This window comes from Pseudomonas fluvialis (genome assembly GCF_002835605.1).
Lineage (GTDB): Bacteria > Pseudomonadota > Gammaproteobacteria > Pseudomonadales > Pseudomonadaceae > Aquipseudomonas > Aquipseudomonas fluvialis.
On the sequence record NZ_PIYS01000027.1, the window covers coordinates 253,968 to 269,319 of the forward strand.

The following is a 15,352-nucleotide window of genomic DNA, read 5'->3' on the forward strand; positions in this document are numbered from 1 at the left end:
ATGGGGCGCAAGTCCAGCATCGACCGGCTGGAGCCGGCAGTCCGTACCCACATCGAGAAGCGCCTGCGCGAGCGCCGCCTCACCCTGGACGAGCTGATCGAGGATCTGCACGAGCACTTCCCCAGCGCGGACAAGCCCAGCCGCTCGGCGATTGGCCGCTACAAGGTGAGCTTCGACGAGATGGCCAAGCGGCTGCGCGAGCAGCAGGCCATGGCCAGCCTGCTGGTCGAGGAGCTGGGCGAGAACCCCAACGACAAGGCCGGCGCGCTGATGGTGCAGTCGATCCAGACCCTGACCACGCACGCGACCCTGGGCGCGCAGATCGACGACAAGACCACCATCGACGACGTGCGCAAGCTGGCCCGCGCCGCCAAGGACGTGCTGCAGGCCAGCAAGGCCAGCCGCGAGGAGCGCAAGGCGATCGAGCGCGAGGCCCGCGAGGCGCTGCTGGCCGAGCAGGAGCAGCGTCTGGAAGAGATGCGCGGCAGCGATGGCATGAGCGAGGAGTTCGAAGACCGAATCCGTCGCGTACTGATGGGGAAAGCCTGATGAAGCGGCTGGTGCTGATTTCCGTCCTGCCAGTCCTTGTTGCCGAGGTCATCGCCAAGGAAATACGGCGCGCCTGGTTCAACCTGGCGGTACGACAGCTGGTGTGTGCGAAGTACCGTGTGTGGCTCAGCTACTGGAGGGCCAACTGATGGAGTTCTTGGCTGCTATCGGCTTGCTCTGGATCGGCTGGCTGCTGGGTTGGCGCCATGCCCATATCACCGTGGCCGCTGAGTGCGAGCGCCTTGGCGCCTTCTTCGTCGACAAAACCGTTTACCGCTGCACTGCCATCGAACCGAAGGAAGAGCCCAGTGAGTGAGCCAGAGGCCAAAGCGCTAAAGGCGCTGACCAAGCCCCGCAAGATCGATCTCGCCGCCGAGCTGGAGCTGCATGGCGTCGTCGTGCCCCAGGACATGGCCGATGCGGTACCGGAGAAAGAAGGCGTCTTCCTGCCGTACCAGCAGCGCTGGTTCGACGACACCAGCCAGATCATGATCGCCGAGAAGTCGCGCCGTACCGGCCTGACCTGGGCCGAGGCAGGGCGCAACGTGATCAACGCCGCCAAGCCTCGGCGCCGCGGTGGTTGCAATACGTTCTACGTGGGCAGCAAGCAGGAGATGGCGCTGGAGTATATCGGTGCCTGCGCGCTGTTCTCCCGTGCGTTCAACGAGATGGCCCAGGCCGACGTCTACGAGCAAACCTTCTGGGATGAAGGCCGGCGCGAGGAGATCCTGGCGTACATGATCCGCTTCCCGAAGAGCGGTTTCAAAATCCAGGCACTCAGCTCGCGCCCCAGCAACCTGCGCGGCCTGCAGGGTGATGTGGTGATTGACGAGGCGGCCTTCCATGAATCCCTGGAGGAGCTGCTCAAGGCCGCCCTGGCGTTGACCATGTGGGGCAACAAGGTGCGCCTGATCAGCACCCACAACGGCGTCGACAACGCGTTCAACAGCTACATCCAGGACGCACGCGAGGGCCGCAAGGATTACAGCATCCACCGCATCACCCTCGACGACGCTCTGGCCCAGGGGCTGTACAAGCGGATCTGCTATGTCACCAACCAGGAGTGGTCGCCCGAGGCCGAGAAGCAATGGCGCGACAAGCTCTACAAGAACGCTCCGAACGTCGAGTCAGCCGAGGAGGAGTACGGCTGCGTGCCGAAGAAATCAGGCGGCACCTACCTGAGCCGGGTGCTGATCGAACAGGCGATGGTCGATGACCACTCCATCCGCATCTACCGCTATGAGGCGCCCGAGGGCTTCGAGCAGTGGACGCCTGAGATGCGTGAGGCCGAGATCCGCGCCTGGTGCGAGGAGAACCTGGCACCCGAGCTGGCTCGCCTGAACGCGCGCAACCGCCATACCTTCGGTGAGGACTTCGCCCGCCGTGGCGATCTTACGGTATTCACGCCGCTACAGATCGACCCGTTGCTGCGCAAGCGCGTGCCCTTCGAGGTCGAGCTGCGCAACCTCACCTATGAGGCGCAGCGCCAGATCATGTTCTACATCTGCGATCGCCTGCCGCGCCTGAGCGGCCTGGCGTTCGACGCCACCGGCAACGGCGGCTACCTCGCCGAGCAGGCCGCGCTGCGCTATGGCGCCGGCCTGGTAGACCAGGTGCAACTGAACTTGGCCTGGTACGCCCTGTGGATGCCCAAGCTCAAGGGCGAGCTGGAAGCCTTCAACCTGCAGATCGCCCGCCACCAGACCCGCCTCGATGACTTGCTGGCGATCAAGGTGGACAAGGGTGTGCCGGTTATCGACAAGGGCCGCACCAAGGATCTGCAGGCGCAGGACAGCAAGGCCAAGCGGCATGGCGACAGCGCTGTATCGCTGGTCATGGCGGTGCGCGCCAGCTTCATGGAAGGCGGCGCCATCGAGTTCACCGCACTGCCACGCCACAGCCGTGGCTTCGACAACGTCGATGACAACGACACTGACCTCACTCTCCCGGAACCGACAGCATGGTGACCACATCCCGCATCCTGGGCCCCGATGGCCAGCCGATCCGCCTGGCCGAGATCCGCGAGCCGCAGACCGCCCACCTGACCAGCCTGCACCACGAGGTGGGCAACCACCCCTCGCGCGGCCTGACGCCCAGCCGCCTGGCCGCGCTGCTCGATGCCGCCGAACAGGGCGATATCGTCGCGCAGTACGAGCTGTTCGAAGACATCGAGGAGAAGGACGGCCACGTATTCGCCGAGATGGACAAGCGGCGCCGCGCGGTCTCTCAGCTGGAGTGGCAGATCGTCCCGCCCGACAACCCTACTGCCAAGGAGAAAGAAGCCGCCGCCGCCCTGGAGAGCCTGTTGGCCGGGCTGGATGACTTCGAAGCGATGCTGTTCGACGTGACCGACGCCATCGGCAAAGGCTTTGCCTGCCTGGAGTTCGACGGCTGGCACCGCGTAGACGGCGACTGGCTGCCGCGTGCCATCGATCACCGCCCACAGACCTGGTTCCAGCTTACCCGTGGCGAACGGCGCCAGGAGATCCGCCTGCGCGGCTCGATGGGCGGCGAGCCGCTGCAGCCGATGACCTGGATCACCCACATCCACAAGGCCAAATCGGGCTACCTGGAGCGCAGCGCGTTGATGCGCGTGCTGGTGTGGCCGTACCTGTTCAAGAACTACAGCGTGGGCGACCTGGCCGAGTTCCTGGAGATCTACGGCATCCCCATGCGTGTAGGCAAATACCCAGGCGGCGCGACTGAGAAGGAAAAGCTGACCCTGCTGCGCGCCCTGGCCCAGCTCGGCCATAGCGCCGCCGGCATCATCCCGATCGGCATGGAGATGGAGTTCCTCAACGCCGCCCAGGGCGATCCAGCCGCGTTCAAACTGATGATCGACTGGTGCGAGCGCACCCAGTCCAAGGTGATCCTGGGCGGCACCCTCACCAGCGGTACCGGCGAAGGCACCAACACCAACGCCCTGGGCAACGTGCACAACGAGGTGCGCCTCGACCTGCGCGACTCCGACGCCAAGCAACTGGCCGCCACCATCAGTCGTGACCTGGTGTACCCCATCGCCGTGCTCAATGGCCTGGTGGACAACTGGAAGCGCTGCCCGCGCCTGGTATTCCCCACCCAGGAACCCGAGGATCTCAAGGCCTACGCCGATGCGCTGCCAAGCCTGGTCAAGCTTGGCTTCAAGATCCCGCGCCAATGGGCCCAGGAGAAGGTGGCCATCCCCGAGCCGGCCGACAACGAGGATGTGCTGCAGCTGCAGGCCGAGCCGTCGGCGCCGACGCCGCCCGAGCCACCTGCAGTGCGTGCGGCGGCTACCGCGCAGAAACCGGCCACCACCGCCGCGCAGCGCCTGGACGATGACCTGCAGCCCATCACCGGCCAGTGGATCACGCGCATCCGCCAACTGGTGGAACAGGCCGAGAGCCTGGAGCAGATCCGCGATGGTCTGGCCGAGCTGCTGCCGGACATGAGCATCGAGCAGTACGCCGAGGCCATGGCCCAGGCCCTGGCCGCTGCTGCCCTGCAGGGGCGCCTGGATATCGTCCAGGAGGCCGCCAATGGCCGTTAGCGCCACCTCGCTGCCGTTCCAGGAGCAGAACCAGTTCCTGCGCCGCAAGCTCAACCTGCCCACCAACGGCTGGACGGACGTATACGGCCGCGAGCACGACTATGCCTTCACCGTGGCCGGCGCCAACCGTGACGACCTCGTGGCGGACTTCCACCAGGCCGTGCAACGGGCGATTGAGGGCGGCACCACGCTTGAGGACTTCCGCAAGGACTTCGACCGCATCGTGGCCAAGTACGGCTGGAGCTACAACGGCGGCCGCAACTGGCGCAGCCGGGTGATCTACGAGACCAACATGCGCAGCAGCTACATGGCCGGCCGCTACGAGCAGCTGCTGGCCGTGCGTGAGGAGCGCCCGTTCTGGCAGTACCTGCACAGCGATGCGGTGGAGTTCCCACGCCCGGAACACGAAGCCTGGAACGGCATGGTGCTGCGCTGGGATGACCCCTGGTGGCAGTACCACTTCCCGATCAACGCCTGGGGCTGCCAGTGCAGCGTGCGGGCGCTGAGCTATGACGACCTGGTACGCATGGGCAAGACCGGGCCGGACACCGCGCCGCCGATCGTCTTCGAGCAGCGCACCATCGGCCAGCGCAGCCCGCAAGGCCCGCGCACCGTGACGGTGCCGGTGGGTATCGACCCCGGCTTCGAGCACATTCCCGGTCAAGCCCGGCTGGAGAGTGCGGTACCGCGCCCGCGCCCCGATGAGGAGCTGATTCCGGCCACGGCACCGGGTCTGCCCAGCCGCCTGGCCGGCGACCCGCTGCCGCCACCTAGGGCGATATCGACCGAGCGGTTGCTGCCGGAAGGCCTGACCGACGAGGCCTACGCCAGCAGCTACCTGGCCGAGTTCGGCGCCTCCCTTGAGAGCCCGGCGCTGTTTCGCGATGTGTTGGGCGAACGCTTGGTGATAGGCAAAGCACTGTTCACCGAGCGAAAGAGTGGCGAGCTGAAGGCCAACAAAAACGGACGCGGCAGATGGCTGCGCCTGCTGGCTGACGCGCTGAAGGCCCCTGATGAGGTATGGACACGCCTGGAGTGGCTGGGCGCTGTCGGCCAAGCAGTGGTGCGCAGGCGCTATGTAGCGCGATTCACGGTGGAGGGCCTGCAGGTGCCCGCCGTGGCGGTGTTCGAAGTTGGCAAAGATGGCTGGGTGGGCGTGACGACGTTTCCGCCTCACCAGGACGAGTACCTAGAGACGGTGCGCCAAGGTATCAGGCTGTATCGCAGGCAAGACTAAACCCGGCGCTGCCACACCGGGTTTCCCGCGAGTGTAGGGTTGGAGGCCCTGGCAGGGGCTCTCTCACTCGATCAGGTAAGTTCAGTATAGGAGCAGAAAATGGCCGGTGCCACGCTTGAGTTCGATGCCGTTGCCGCGCTGGCCGTCATCAATGAAGCAGCCGCTGCCACTGCTGACCCGACGCAGATGCTCCGCGATATGGGGAACTACCTGGCCTTCCAGGCATTGCCCCAGCGTTTCGCCAGCCAGTCAGCACCAGATGGAACGCCTTGGCAGGCGCTGTCGCCGGCCTACCTCAAGCGCAAGAAGAAAAACCAGGACAAGATCCTGGTGCGTGACGGCCCTCTGAGCAATGGGCTTAGATTCCAGGTGGTAGGCGGCGACTTGCTGGTGGGCACCAACATGGTCTACGGGGCGATCCATCACTTCGGTGGCAGCATCGATATCGCCGCCCGCAACCAGCAGGCCTATTTCCGCCAGGATGGCAAGAGCGGCGAAGTCAGCAACCTGTTCGTCAACAAGAAGCGCAGCAACTTCAGCCAGTGGGTGACCATCGGCGCCTACAAGATCACCATACCGGCGCGCCCGTGGTTGGGTACCAGCGAGGCCGACAACTACGAGCTGGTCAACATTGCCATGAAGCACCTGATGCCAGGTGTTTGGGGCGGAGGCTGAAAACGGCACAGAAAGGCCCGTAAATGCGTTTTAGGGGCCTGGGTGCCGCCGTTGTATTCGCTGCCCCCTACAACGGGCCGTTTGGGCGTTTATAAACACGCCGCGACGGGGTGGCAGCGAATTGTTGCGGCCGGTATCGCTGAAAACCCGCTTCGTTAGATTTTTGCCCCGTCAAAATTACTTGGCCGGCCTGCAGCGCCAAGCTGCCGGCATGAAGACAAAACGCCTCCCTCTCGCCGTTGCACTCGCCGCCTGCAGTTTCGTACTGGGGGCGCCGGCTGCCGACAACACCATCTGGGTTCAGGTGACCCCGGCTGGCCATTTCCTGCCGGCTGATGGCCGCGAGATCAAGGTGCCGTCCTGGCACATCAACCAGGCGGTGGCCACCAAGGTCATCGAGCGCTTCCACGCCCGCAAGAACAAACGCGTGGTCGACTACGAACACCAGACCCTGCTCAAGGAAGAGAACGGCCAGCCTGCCCCAGCTGCTGGTTGGTACCAGGCACTGGAGTGGCGCGAGGGCGAAGGCTTGTTCGCCCAGGTGCAACTGACCGCCCGCGCCGCGCAGTACATCGCCGAGGGCGAATACCAGTATTTCTCCCCCGTGTTCCTTTACCACCCGACCACCGGCGACGTCCTGGACGTGCAGATGGGCGCGCTCACCAATGCCCCGGCAATCGACGGCATGCAGGAACTCAGCCTGCGCGCCGCCGCGTCGTTCGGCTGTTTCGATGACTCCCCAGAGGAAAACCCCGTGAACCCACTGCTGCTGGCGGTCTGTGCCGCACTCGGCCTGCAGGCCGATAAAACCACCGAAGAGCAGGCGATCGCCGCGCTCTCCGCCCACACCACCAACCTGCGCAAGCTGATGGGCTTGGATGAAGGCGCCGTTTTCGGCGATGCCCTGGTCGCAGCTTGCACCGGCCTGAAGGCCAAGGCCGCCGTCAGCGTCGACCCGGCTCAGTTCGTGCCGTTGTCGGTCGTCGATGGCCTCAAGGCCGAAATGGCCGCGCTCACCGCCCGACTGGGCGAGCGCGATGAGAAGGACCTCGACAACCAGATCACCGCCGCCCTGGAAGACGGCCGCCTGCACAAGACCATGGAAGGTTGGGCGCGTGACCTTGGCAAGAGCAACCGCGCCGCCCTGACCGCCTACCTGGACAAGGCGCAGCCGATCGCTGCTATCGCCGGTAGCCAGACCCAGGGCAAAGCCCCGGTGGCGGACGAGAAAACCGGACTGACCCAGGACGAGCTGGCTGTTTGCTCGGCAATGGGCCTGACCGCCGAACAGTTCAAGGCCGCCAAGGCCGAGGAGCAATAAGCCATGACTGCGCTGACCAAAGACCGCAACACCAAGCGCCGTGATGGCGTGCAGTACTCCGACCCGGTGGCCGCCAGCGCCAAGATTTTTGCCGGTGCGCTGGTATGTATCAACGCCTCGGGCTACGCCGTACCGGGCAGCACCGCCACCACCCTGAAGGCTCGGGGCGTCGCCCAGGAGTATGTCGACAACTCGGCCGGTGCCGCCGGTGATCTGCGCGTGGAAACCCGCCGTGGCGTGTTCCCGTTCGTCAACAGCGCCTCGGCCGACGAGATCACCCGCGCCGATATCGGCGCCAACGCCTACATCGTCGACGACCAGACGGTCGCCAAGACCTCCGCCACCAACACCCGCTCGGTTGCCGGCGTTATCCGCGATGTGGATAGCGATGGCGTCTGGGTCGAGATCTAAGGAGCAAGACTCAGATGATCATCAACAAGCAAAACCTCTCTCTCCTGCACACCGGCTATAAGGCGTCGTTCCTGGGCGCATTTCAGGGCGCAGCGATCGACTATGACCAGATCGTGATGGAAGTGCAGTCCGGCACCGCCATCGAAACCTACGGCTGGCTGGGCGCTACCACCCGCTTCCGTGAGTGGCTGGGCGACCGCGTGATCCAGAACCTGGCGCTGCATGACTACAGCATCAAGAACAAGACGTTCGAGAACACCGTGGGCGTGCCCCGCGAGGCGATCGAGGACGATCAGTACGGCACCTACAACACCCTGATGGCGCAACTGGGCCAGGACGCCAAGGAGCACCCGGCCGAGCTGGTGTATGCCCATCTGAAGAATGGTTTCACCGGCAAGTGCTACGACGGGCAGTTCTTCTTCGACACCGACCACCCGGTGATCGGCGCCAACGGCCAGGAAACGTCGGTGAGCAACTTCCAGGGTGGTAGCGGTACGGCGTGGTTCCTGCTGGACGTCACTCGCATGATGCGGCCGATCATCCTGCAGAAGCGCAAGAACTATCAGTTCGTTTCCAAGACCGGCGAGACCGACTCCAACGTGTTCGACCGCAAGGAGTTCGTGTGGGGCGTGGATGCTCGCTTGAACGTCGGTTATGGCCTCTGGCAGCTGGCCTACGCCTCCAAGAATGCGCTGGATGCCGACAGCTTCAACGCGGCCTATGCCGCCATGCAGGAACTCAAGGGCGACAACGCACGCCCACTGGGTATCCGTCCGAAGCTGCTGGTGGTGCCGCCAAGCATGCGTGCTACCGCCCTGGAAGTGGTCAAGGCCGAGCGCAACGCGGCCGGCGCCACCAACATCAACCGCGACGTGGTGGACGTGCTCGTCACCCCGTGGCTGGCCTGATGGAGGTGATCCATGGCTGGTAAAGGGTCCACCACCAAGGCGCCTGCAAAGGCGTCCACCACGAGCGCAGAAAAGGCAGCCCCAGTGGCTGCCCCTGCGGCCGCCGAACAGCTGGACAACCAGCCGGCGGCATCTACCAAGAGCGAGGCACCCGGCTCGGACGCCGGTTCGAGCGGGCAGGAAGCCCACCCTGCAGCGCTTGGTGGCCTGGGCGACGATGGCGACATCGAGGGCCTATGGGTGGTGGCGCTCCCCGAGCAGGGCTTCCGCCGCTGCGGCTTTCGCTTCACCCGTGAGGGCTTCGGCATCGCTCTGGACGCCCTGACGGCCGAGCAGATCGAGCAGCTGGAGAACGAGCCCAACCTCAAGGTTGAGCGCGGCATTTTCTCCGGCCGTGTCGGCGAGCGTCAGGAGTAAGCATGCAATACATCACCCTCGACGACCTGGCTGAACGGCCAGGCGCACGCGAGCTGGCCCAGGTAGCTACCAAGGAAGGCGCGCGTGCGGTGGCCACCGACCTGATGGAGGCCACCCTGCGCGGCGCGGACCGCAGCGCCTGGGCGGCTGACCTGGTCGCCGTTGCGGATGATGCCCTGCAGCGCATCCAGGATGCCGTTGTTGAAGCTGAAAGCATCATCGACGGCAGCCTGGCCAAGCGCAGCTACCCGCTGCCGCTCAGCCCGGTACCAAAACTGGTCACCGGCTGGGCGCGCGATATCGCCCGGTACCTGCTGCACAAGGATCGTGGCGGTAAAGAGGATTCTGATCCGATCGTGCGCAACTACCGGGACGCGCTGAAGTTCCTGGCCCTGGTGGCCAAGGGCGAGTTCAGCCTAGGCGCTGAAGACCCGATCACCAGCAACCCGCAGATGGTCGACGTGCGCTTCGAGTCCGCGCCGAGCGTGTTCAATCGCAAAGACAGGCAGGCGTACTGATGAACTTCGCGCCCCTGGATACAACGCTCGTCGAGAACCGCCTGCGCAACCAGGTAGCGGACTTCGGCGCGGTCAGTGGCGCCGCCGCGTATCACACGCTCAAGGGCCTGCAGGATTTCCGCACGGGCGACTGTTGGGTGGTGCTGGCCGCCGAGAGCAACCCGGCAGCCGATGGCGGCCAACCTCGGCGCAAAGCAGCAGCCGCTGCGGTGTTCGGCGTGGTGATCTGCGCCAGGAACTACCGCGACCTGCATGCGGACGCGGCCAAGGATGAAGTGATGAATTTTGTCGGTAAGGCCCGCGAGGCACTTATCGGCTGGGCACCGGCCGGCTGGAAGGAGTGCACCTGGCTCAAGGGCCAGGTGCTCGATAGCGACAGCGACCGTGTGCTCTGGATCGACATTTACACCACCACCCACGTACTAGGGGGCAACCCGTGAGCAAGCAACCCGAAACAGCAGCCAAGCCGGCTGCCAAGCCCGAGCTGTACAAGGTGCAACTGGCCAAGCCGCACAAGCATGCCGGCGTGGATCACCCCAGTGGCAAGACCATCGACGTGACCGCCCCCGAGCGCGACTTCCTGATTCGCGCGGGCGTGGTCAACACCCCTGAAACTACCGACGCTGCCGCTCCGGCTGCCGAATAAACGAGGTGCACAATGTCTGAGTCCTACTACTTCGGCCAAGGCAAATTGTGGATTGCCGAGATCCTCGCAAATGGGCAACTGGGCCCTTGGGTCTGGGTTGGTGACGTGTCCGAGCTGAGCGGCCAGAGCAACGAAACCCGCGTTCAGCATCGGGAGTCGTTCAGTGGCGTCAATGCCATGGTGCGCAACTTCGGTAAAGAAGCCGGCATGGCCTGGAACGCTACCCTGCACCAGCTCGACGCCGACAACGTGGGGCGTTTCACCCGCTCGCGCATGAGTGCGCAGGTTGCCGGTACCGTAACGGGGGAGCTGCTGCCTAACCCGGTGGCAAATGGTGATCTGCTCACCCTCGATCATATGAACGTGAGTAACCTGGTGATCACCGATAGCGCCACGCCAACCCCGGTCGAGCTGGTACGCGGCACCCACTATGAGTACGACGTGTTTGGCGACCTGGAAATCCTGGCCCTGCCTACCTCGCCGGCACCGACCCAACCGCTGAAAGCAGCCTATAGCCATGGTGCTACCAAGCAGGCCGCGTTCCTGGCCGGCAGCGACAAGAACTACGCGCTGAAGTACAAGGGCGTGAACCTGGCAGAGAACGGTGCGCCCATTCTGGTCGAGCTTTACAAGACCAGCGCTGGTCTGCTGCAGCAACTCTCGCTCATCACCAGCGGTAACCAGCTGGCCAGCTCGCCGGTGACCTTCACTACGCTGCTGGACTCCAGCAAGCCCGCCTCGGGCAACCTGGGTCAGTTCGGCCGCTTCGTTGAAATGGCTGCCTGACCATGGCGCAGCGCAAAGCAAGAAAAGGTCTGATCACCGCACCCGAGGCCCCAGCGGCCGAGGGCGCGGATGATCTGCAGAAACTGCATCCCAACCTGGAGGCACAGCTGAACGGGCGCATCGTGGTGGTGCGTGAATACGGCTTCGTCGAAGGCCTGCGGGTTCGCCAGCAACTCAGGCCATTCCTGGATGGGCTGTATGAACTGATCAAGAGTGAATCGGTACCGCCGCTGGAACAGATCATGGAACTGGTCGTTGATCATCTGGATGTTGTCCTGCAGGCGGTGGCCACCTCGGCCGACATCGAGGTCGAGGAGCTGCAGTCACTGGAGAACCAGGACGAAGGTGACGTACTGCTGATGCGCTGGTGGACGGCCAACGGCCCTTTTTTTTATCGGCGCGTCCTCAGTCGGATACTGGCGGAACGGGTCCAGGCCGCCGAACTGGAAAAGCGCCGCGCTGGGCAGACGTCTACGCCTGCCTCATCCGAGCAGGCTACGGCGACGTCGAGCGAATAGGTCGCTATACCCAGCGGCAGATCCTGCTGCTGTTCGAGGCTGAAAAGCGTCGGCGGCGCCTGGAACGAGCCGAAAACTTCATCGACCTGAACAAAGCCGGTGGAAGCGTCAAAGAAGCAGAGGAGCATTTCAGGATGCTCCAGAAGTGAATCAGGCGTCCGCCAGTGCGGTGCAACGTTAGGAAGAGTAAAGCCCCGTTAAACCTCCTGAGCCGGTTTATTCGGCCAATACCAGAAATGACGTACGGGAAATAAGCAGGGGTTGCGCCCTGGTGCCTGCCTAAGCCGCCTTCGGGCGGCTTCTTTTTGCCGCGTCCAAATTACATCCCGCCCCGCGCGCGCGAGTATCTCCGCATCCCACCCATCTGGATGCTGACCGATGACCAATCGCGGCGATATCGAATTTGCACTGCGCCTCAAGACTGACCTGGAACAGGGTCAGCAGCAGCTGCAGGCGCTCGCCGATTCGGTCCAGGACGTCGGCGCTGCCGCCGCGACATCGAGCACTCAGCTCGGCCAGATCGGCGAAACCGCCGACCAGCAAACCGCCCGCATCCGCGCCATGGTCGAGGCCAGCCTGCAGCAACAGGCCGCTGCAGATAGCGTGGCCGAGAGCCTCCAGCGCACGACCAGTGCCACCCAGAATGCCAACCAGGCCTGGCAGCAGACAGCAACCGCTCAGACCGAGGCGATGAACGCCTTTCATAACGCTGAGCGTGCCGCCCAGGAGAAGGCGCAAGCCGACCTGCGTGCCGCCGAAGCGGCGGCCCAGGCGGCAGCAGCAACCGAGAAAGAAGGCCAGGAGCTACAACAGCTACTCGGCAAGATCGATCCGGTGATCCGCAAACTGGACGAGCTGGATGACATGGAGCAGCAACTACGCCGTGCTCGTGCCTCCGGTCAGATCGATCTGGATACCTTCGACACCTTCAACACCAAGCTCCAGGAGCAACGCCAGCGTCTCGGCGGTACCACGGATGCCATGCGCGTCGCCGGCATCACGGCTGGGCAGTACCAGCAGGCCATGCGTCAGTTGCCGATGCAGATCACCGACATCACTACCAGCCTGGCCAGTGGCATGCCGATCTGGTTGGTGGCGGTGCAACAAGGCGGGCAAATCAAGGATTCGTTTGGCGGCTGGGGAAATGCTGGTCGCGCGTTGATTAGTGTGATGAACCCTTTGACGCTTGCGGTTGCTGCGGCCACCGTCGCGATCGGCGCTACAGCACTGGCTACGTACCAAGGCGCACAGGAATCCATCCGCTTCCGCGAGCAGTTGATCATGACTGGCAATGCTGCCGGGACCAGCAGTGATCTGCTGATGAATATGGCCGCGTCGATGGATGTTGTGCGCGGCACACAACGTCAGGCCTCTGCAGCCTTGGCTGAGGTGGCGGGTAGTGGCCGCATCGCTGCTGAGCAGATCCAAATGGTGGCATCCGCTGCCGTAGCGATGAACCAGGCTACTGGTCGAGCTGTTTCTGAAACCGTTGCTGAGTTCGTCAAGCTAGCCGAAAGCCCGGTCACTGCTGTGGCTGAGCTGAACCGTGAATACAATTTCCTTAGCGCCGCTGTTTATGAACAGATCGCCGCCTTGGCAGAGCAAGGCGATGAGGCTGCGGCTGCCCGTTTGGCTATGGAAGAGCTGGCTCAGACCATGGAAAGCCGGGCCACGCAGATCGAGGGCAACTTGGGCGTAATCGAACAGGCTTGGCGAGGCATTAAGCGTGTTGCCGCCGAGGCCTGGGACGAGATGCTAGGCGTTGGTCGCGAGCAGACCCTGGAGGAGCAACTTGCCGCATTAGATCGTCGTAGTGTTCGCGATGTCGATCTTGGCGCAGTGGGTGCGAATGCAGTGGTGCTAGGCCCGCTGGGGGCGGCAAAGGAACTGTGGGATCAACTGACGCCTGCCATCCAAGGTGCTACTGAGGAAGGCGCCAAGCAGCTCGATCAGGAGCGCACGCGGTTGCGGCTCTCTATTGAGCAGCGCGACACTGAAGCCGCGTGGCAGGCAGAGCTTACTCGCATCAATCAAGAGTCTATCGAGGCGCAGCAGGCGATTGCCAAAGTGCGTGAACAGGGACTCACGCGTGCGGAACAGAAAGAAAAGGCAATCGCCGAGTACCGGGCCAACATCGAGAAGATCCGTGCGGGTAATGCGGACTCTGCTTTGATCACCGATGCGCAGATTGACAAAGACATTGCCGCCATTGAAAAACGCTACAGCGAACGCCAGCAGCGCTCGCCTGTAGACCGTGATCAGCGCGCCCGCGAGAGCTATGTCTCTCAGCTGGAACGCCAGGCTGCTGTACTGAGTATGACGGCCGCCGAGGTGCGTCAGTACGAACTGGCCGAAAAGGGTCTGACAGGTGCCATGCGCGCACGCGCTGACGCGGCCCTGGCAATGATCGACGCCGCCGAAGCGCAGCGCCAAGCCGACGCCAATGCGCGCACCGCCGCCGGACTGGAAGCTGAGCTTCTGCGTGCTGCCGGGCGCGAGACCGATGCGGCAATGCTGGAGATCCGCACCAAGTTCTCTGGCATGCGTAGCGAGTTGGAGAAGGCAGGCAACGAAGCAGGCCTAGCGTGGCTAGACCAGCTGATCCCGGTAGCCGAAGCCAAGGTGCGCGTCGACGACGTGCAGCGCGAGATGGAGCGCATCCTGGCCGAGCAGCAGCGCCAGGAGCAGTCGGTGAATGTGCAGCAGGATGCCGGCCTGATCACGGAGCTACAGGCGCGTGAGCGCATCCTGGAGATCCACCGCCAGACCTACGCCCAGCTCGCACAGATCCGCCCGGTGCTGGCCGAGCTGGCTGCGCAACCTGGTGCAATCGGCGAGGCGGCCTCCCAAGCCCTGTACGCCCTGGACGCTCAGGCACAGCAGCTTCAGGCCACGACTACACAGCTGCAAGAGACTTTGCGCGACGGTCTTACTTCCGGCCTGACAGAGGCCCTGACAGGCCTAGCTACCGGAACTATGACCCTGCGCGAGGCTGTTACCGCGCTAGGTCAGAGCGTGCTCGATGCATTGACCCGCATGGCCGCCGAGAATATTGCCCAGTCACTGGCGGGCAGCGTCATGGGGCTTTTCGGTTCAGGTGCAGATGCTGCGGCTGATGCTGCAGGTGCCACAGCAACAGCGGCTGCTATCACCACGGCAACAACAACCGGTGCGACAGCGATGAGCACCGGCATCACCACGAGTGGTGCGACTGCAGCCTCTGCCATGGCGGGTTCAATTACGGCCGCCGGCGCCTCTGCAGCGACGGCAATGGCGGCTGCGATCTCCAGTGCTAGCGCAGCTAGTGGGGCAAGCACCGGTCTTGGTTTGCTTGCTGGATTTGGGGCCGGCGGTGCTGGCGGCGCAGCTACCGGTGCCAGTACCTACACCGGCGCGTTTGGCTTTGCCGAGGGCGGTAAGGTCAAGGGCCCCGGCACGCCCACCAGTGACTCCATCCTGGCCGCACTTTCGACCGAGGAGGTCGTCATCCGCGCCGCCTCGGCCATGCAACCAGGTGCGACCGACTTCCTCTTGGACTTCAACGCCCGAGGCATGCAGGCGTTGCATGACTGGGCCTTCCAGTACGCCTACCACCACAACACGGGTGGCCTGGCTGGCGTGCCAGCCCCCGCGTTGGCAGCGCCAAGCCTGGGCAACACCCGCCTGGCTGAGCCGGCCAAGAGCATGGGCACCAACCTCAAGAACAACGTGAACCTCTACGCCGTTCAACGTCCCGAGGACGTGGCCAGCATGGCCTGGGGCAAAGCCGGCCAAGAGCACTTTCTCGTTTACCTGCAACAGAACGGTGCCGAAGTGCGCCAGCTACTGGGACTCTGA

General features: G+C 63.9%; 18 protein-coding genes. 17 read left to right on the forward strand and 1 reads right to left on the reverse strand.

Translation table 11 applies throughout. From position 1 onward, the window contains the following. From CW360_RS14140 to CW360_RS14205, 16 genes are all read left to right on the forward strand, one after another. Positions 1-549 (forward strand): phage protein Gp27 family protein, encoded by a 549-nt coding sequence (locus CW360_RS14140; RefSeq protein ID WP_101194147.1) that lies wholly within the window; start codon positions 1-3, stop codon positions 547-549. Beyond that, entirely contained in the window at positions 549-698 is a 150-nt protein-coding gene (locus CW360_RS16845) for a hypothetical protein (RefSeq protein WP_157719668.1), read from the forward strand. The genes CW360_RS14140 and CW360_RS16845 overlap by 1 nt, the downstream gene beginning before the upstream one ends. Then, positions 698-865: a hypothetical protein gene (locus CW360_RS16930; RefSeq protein ID WP_170307396.1), complete on the forward strand. Its 168-nt coding sequence runs from the start codon at positions 698-700 to the stop codon at positions 863-865. Before CW360_RS16845 ends, CW360_RS16930 begins: the two co-directional genes overlap by 1 nt. Beyond that, a complete protein-coding gene (locus CW360_RS14145; RefSeq protein WP_101194148.1) occupies positions 858-2,516 on the forward strand; it encodes a hypothetical protein in 1,659 nt (552 codons plus the stop codon). The genes CW360_RS16930 and CW360_RS14145 overlap by 8 nt, the downstream gene beginning before the upstream one ends. Beyond that, positions 2,510-4,078: a DUF935 domain-containing protein gene (locus tag CW360_RS14150; RefSeq protein WP_101194149.1), complete on the forward strand. Its 1,569-nt coding sequence runs from the start codon at positions 2,510-2,512 to the stop codon at positions 4,076-4,078. The genes CW360_RS14145 and CW360_RS14150 overlap by 7 nt, the downstream gene beginning before the upstream one ends. Next, a complete protein-coding gene (locus CW360_RS14155; protein WP_101194150.1) occupies positions 4,068-5,315 on the forward strand; it encodes a PBECR2 nuclease fold domain-containing protein in 1,248 nt (415 codons plus the stop codon). Before CW360_RS14150 ends, CW360_RS14155 begins: the two co-directional genes overlap by 11 nt. Positions 5,316-5,414: 99 nt before the next feature. Beyond that, positions 5,415-5,990 (forward strand): phage virion morphogenesis protein, encoded by a 576-nt coding sequence (locus CW360_RS14160; protein WP_101194151.1) that lies wholly within the window; start codon positions 5,415-5,417, stop codon positions 5,988-5,990. Positions 5,991-6,201: 211 nt separating this feature from the next. Next, positions 6,202-7,311: a phage protease gene (locus tag CW360_RS14165; protein WP_101194193.1), complete on the forward strand. Its 1,110-nt coding sequence runs from the start codon at positions 6,202-6,204 to the stop codon at positions 7,309-7,311. A 3-nt stretch (positions 7,312-7,314) separates the two neighbouring features. Next, positions 7,315-7,722 (forward strand): hypothetical protein, encoded by a 408-nt coding sequence (locus CW360_RS14170; protein WP_101194152.1) that lies wholly within the window; start codon positions 7,315-7,317, stop codon positions 7,720-7,722. Between the two features lie 14 nt (positions 7,723-7,736). Beyond that, positions 7,737-8,630 carry a Mu-like prophage major head subunit gpT family protein gene (locus CW360_RS14175; RefSeq protein WP_101194153.1) on the forward strand — a complete coding sequence of 298 codons (894 nt, stop codon included), beginning with the start codon at positions 7,737-7,739 and terminating at the stop codon, positions 8,628-8,630. Between the two features lie 84 nt (positions 8,631-8,714). Then, positions 8,715-9,047, forward strand: coding sequence for an HI1506-related protein (locus CW360_RS16850; RefSeq protein ID WP_170307397.1), 333 nt, complete (start codon positions 8,715-8,717; stop codon positions 9,045-9,047). 2 nt (positions 9,048-9,049) lie between these two features. After that, complete coding sequence (locus CW360_RS14185) at positions 9,050-9,565, forward strand: gp436 family protein (RefSeq protein ID WP_101194154.1); 516 nt, start codon at positions 9,050-9,052, stop codon at positions 9,563-9,565. Next, positions 9,565-10,005, forward strand: coding sequence for a phage tail terminator protein (locus CW360_RS14190; RefSeq protein ID WP_101194155.1), 441 nt, complete (start codon positions 9,565-9,567; stop codon positions 10,003-10,005). The genes CW360_RS14185 and CW360_RS14190 overlap by 1 nt, the downstream gene beginning before the upstream one ends. Then, the gene (locus CW360_RS14195; protein WP_101194156.1) at positions 10,002-10,211 is read left to right on the forward strand and encodes a DUF7210 family protein; all 210 of its coding nucleotides are present in this window, start codon (positions 10,002-10,004) and stop codon (positions 10,209-10,211) included. The genes CW360_RS14190 and CW360_RS14195 overlap by 4 nt, the downstream gene beginning before the upstream one ends. Before the next feature lie 12 nt (positions 10,212-10,223). Next, complete coding sequence (locus tag CW360_RS14200) at positions 10,224-10,997, forward strand: phage tail tube protein (RefSeq protein ID WP_101194157.1); 774 nt, start codon at positions 10,224-10,226, stop codon at positions 10,995-10,997. Between the two features lie 2 nt (positions 10,998-10,999). Continuing rightward, positions 11,000-11,515 (forward strand): DUF6631 family protein, encoded by a 516-nt coding sequence (locus CW360_RS14205; RefSeq protein WP_101194158.1) that lies wholly within the window; start codon positions 11,000-11,002, stop codon positions 11,513-11,515. Between the two features lie 279 nt (positions 11,516-11,794). Here the strand turns inward: CW360_RS14205 and CW360_RS16855 are convergent, their stop codons facing one another. Further along, positions 11,795-12,253 carry a hypothetical protein gene (locus CW360_RS16855; protein ID WP_157825308.1) on the reverse strand — a complete coding sequence of 153 codons (459 nt, stop codon included), beginning with the start codon at positions 12,251-12,253 and terminating at the stop codon, positions 11,795-11,797. A 96-nt stretch (positions 12,254-12,349) separates the two neighbouring features. On the opposite strand from CW360_RS16855, the gene CW360_RS14210 reads away from it, so the two are divergent. Next, entirely contained in the window at positions 12,350-15,352 is a 3,003-nt protein-coding gene (locus CW360_RS14210) for a phage tail length tape measure family protein (protein WP_157825309.1), read from the forward strand.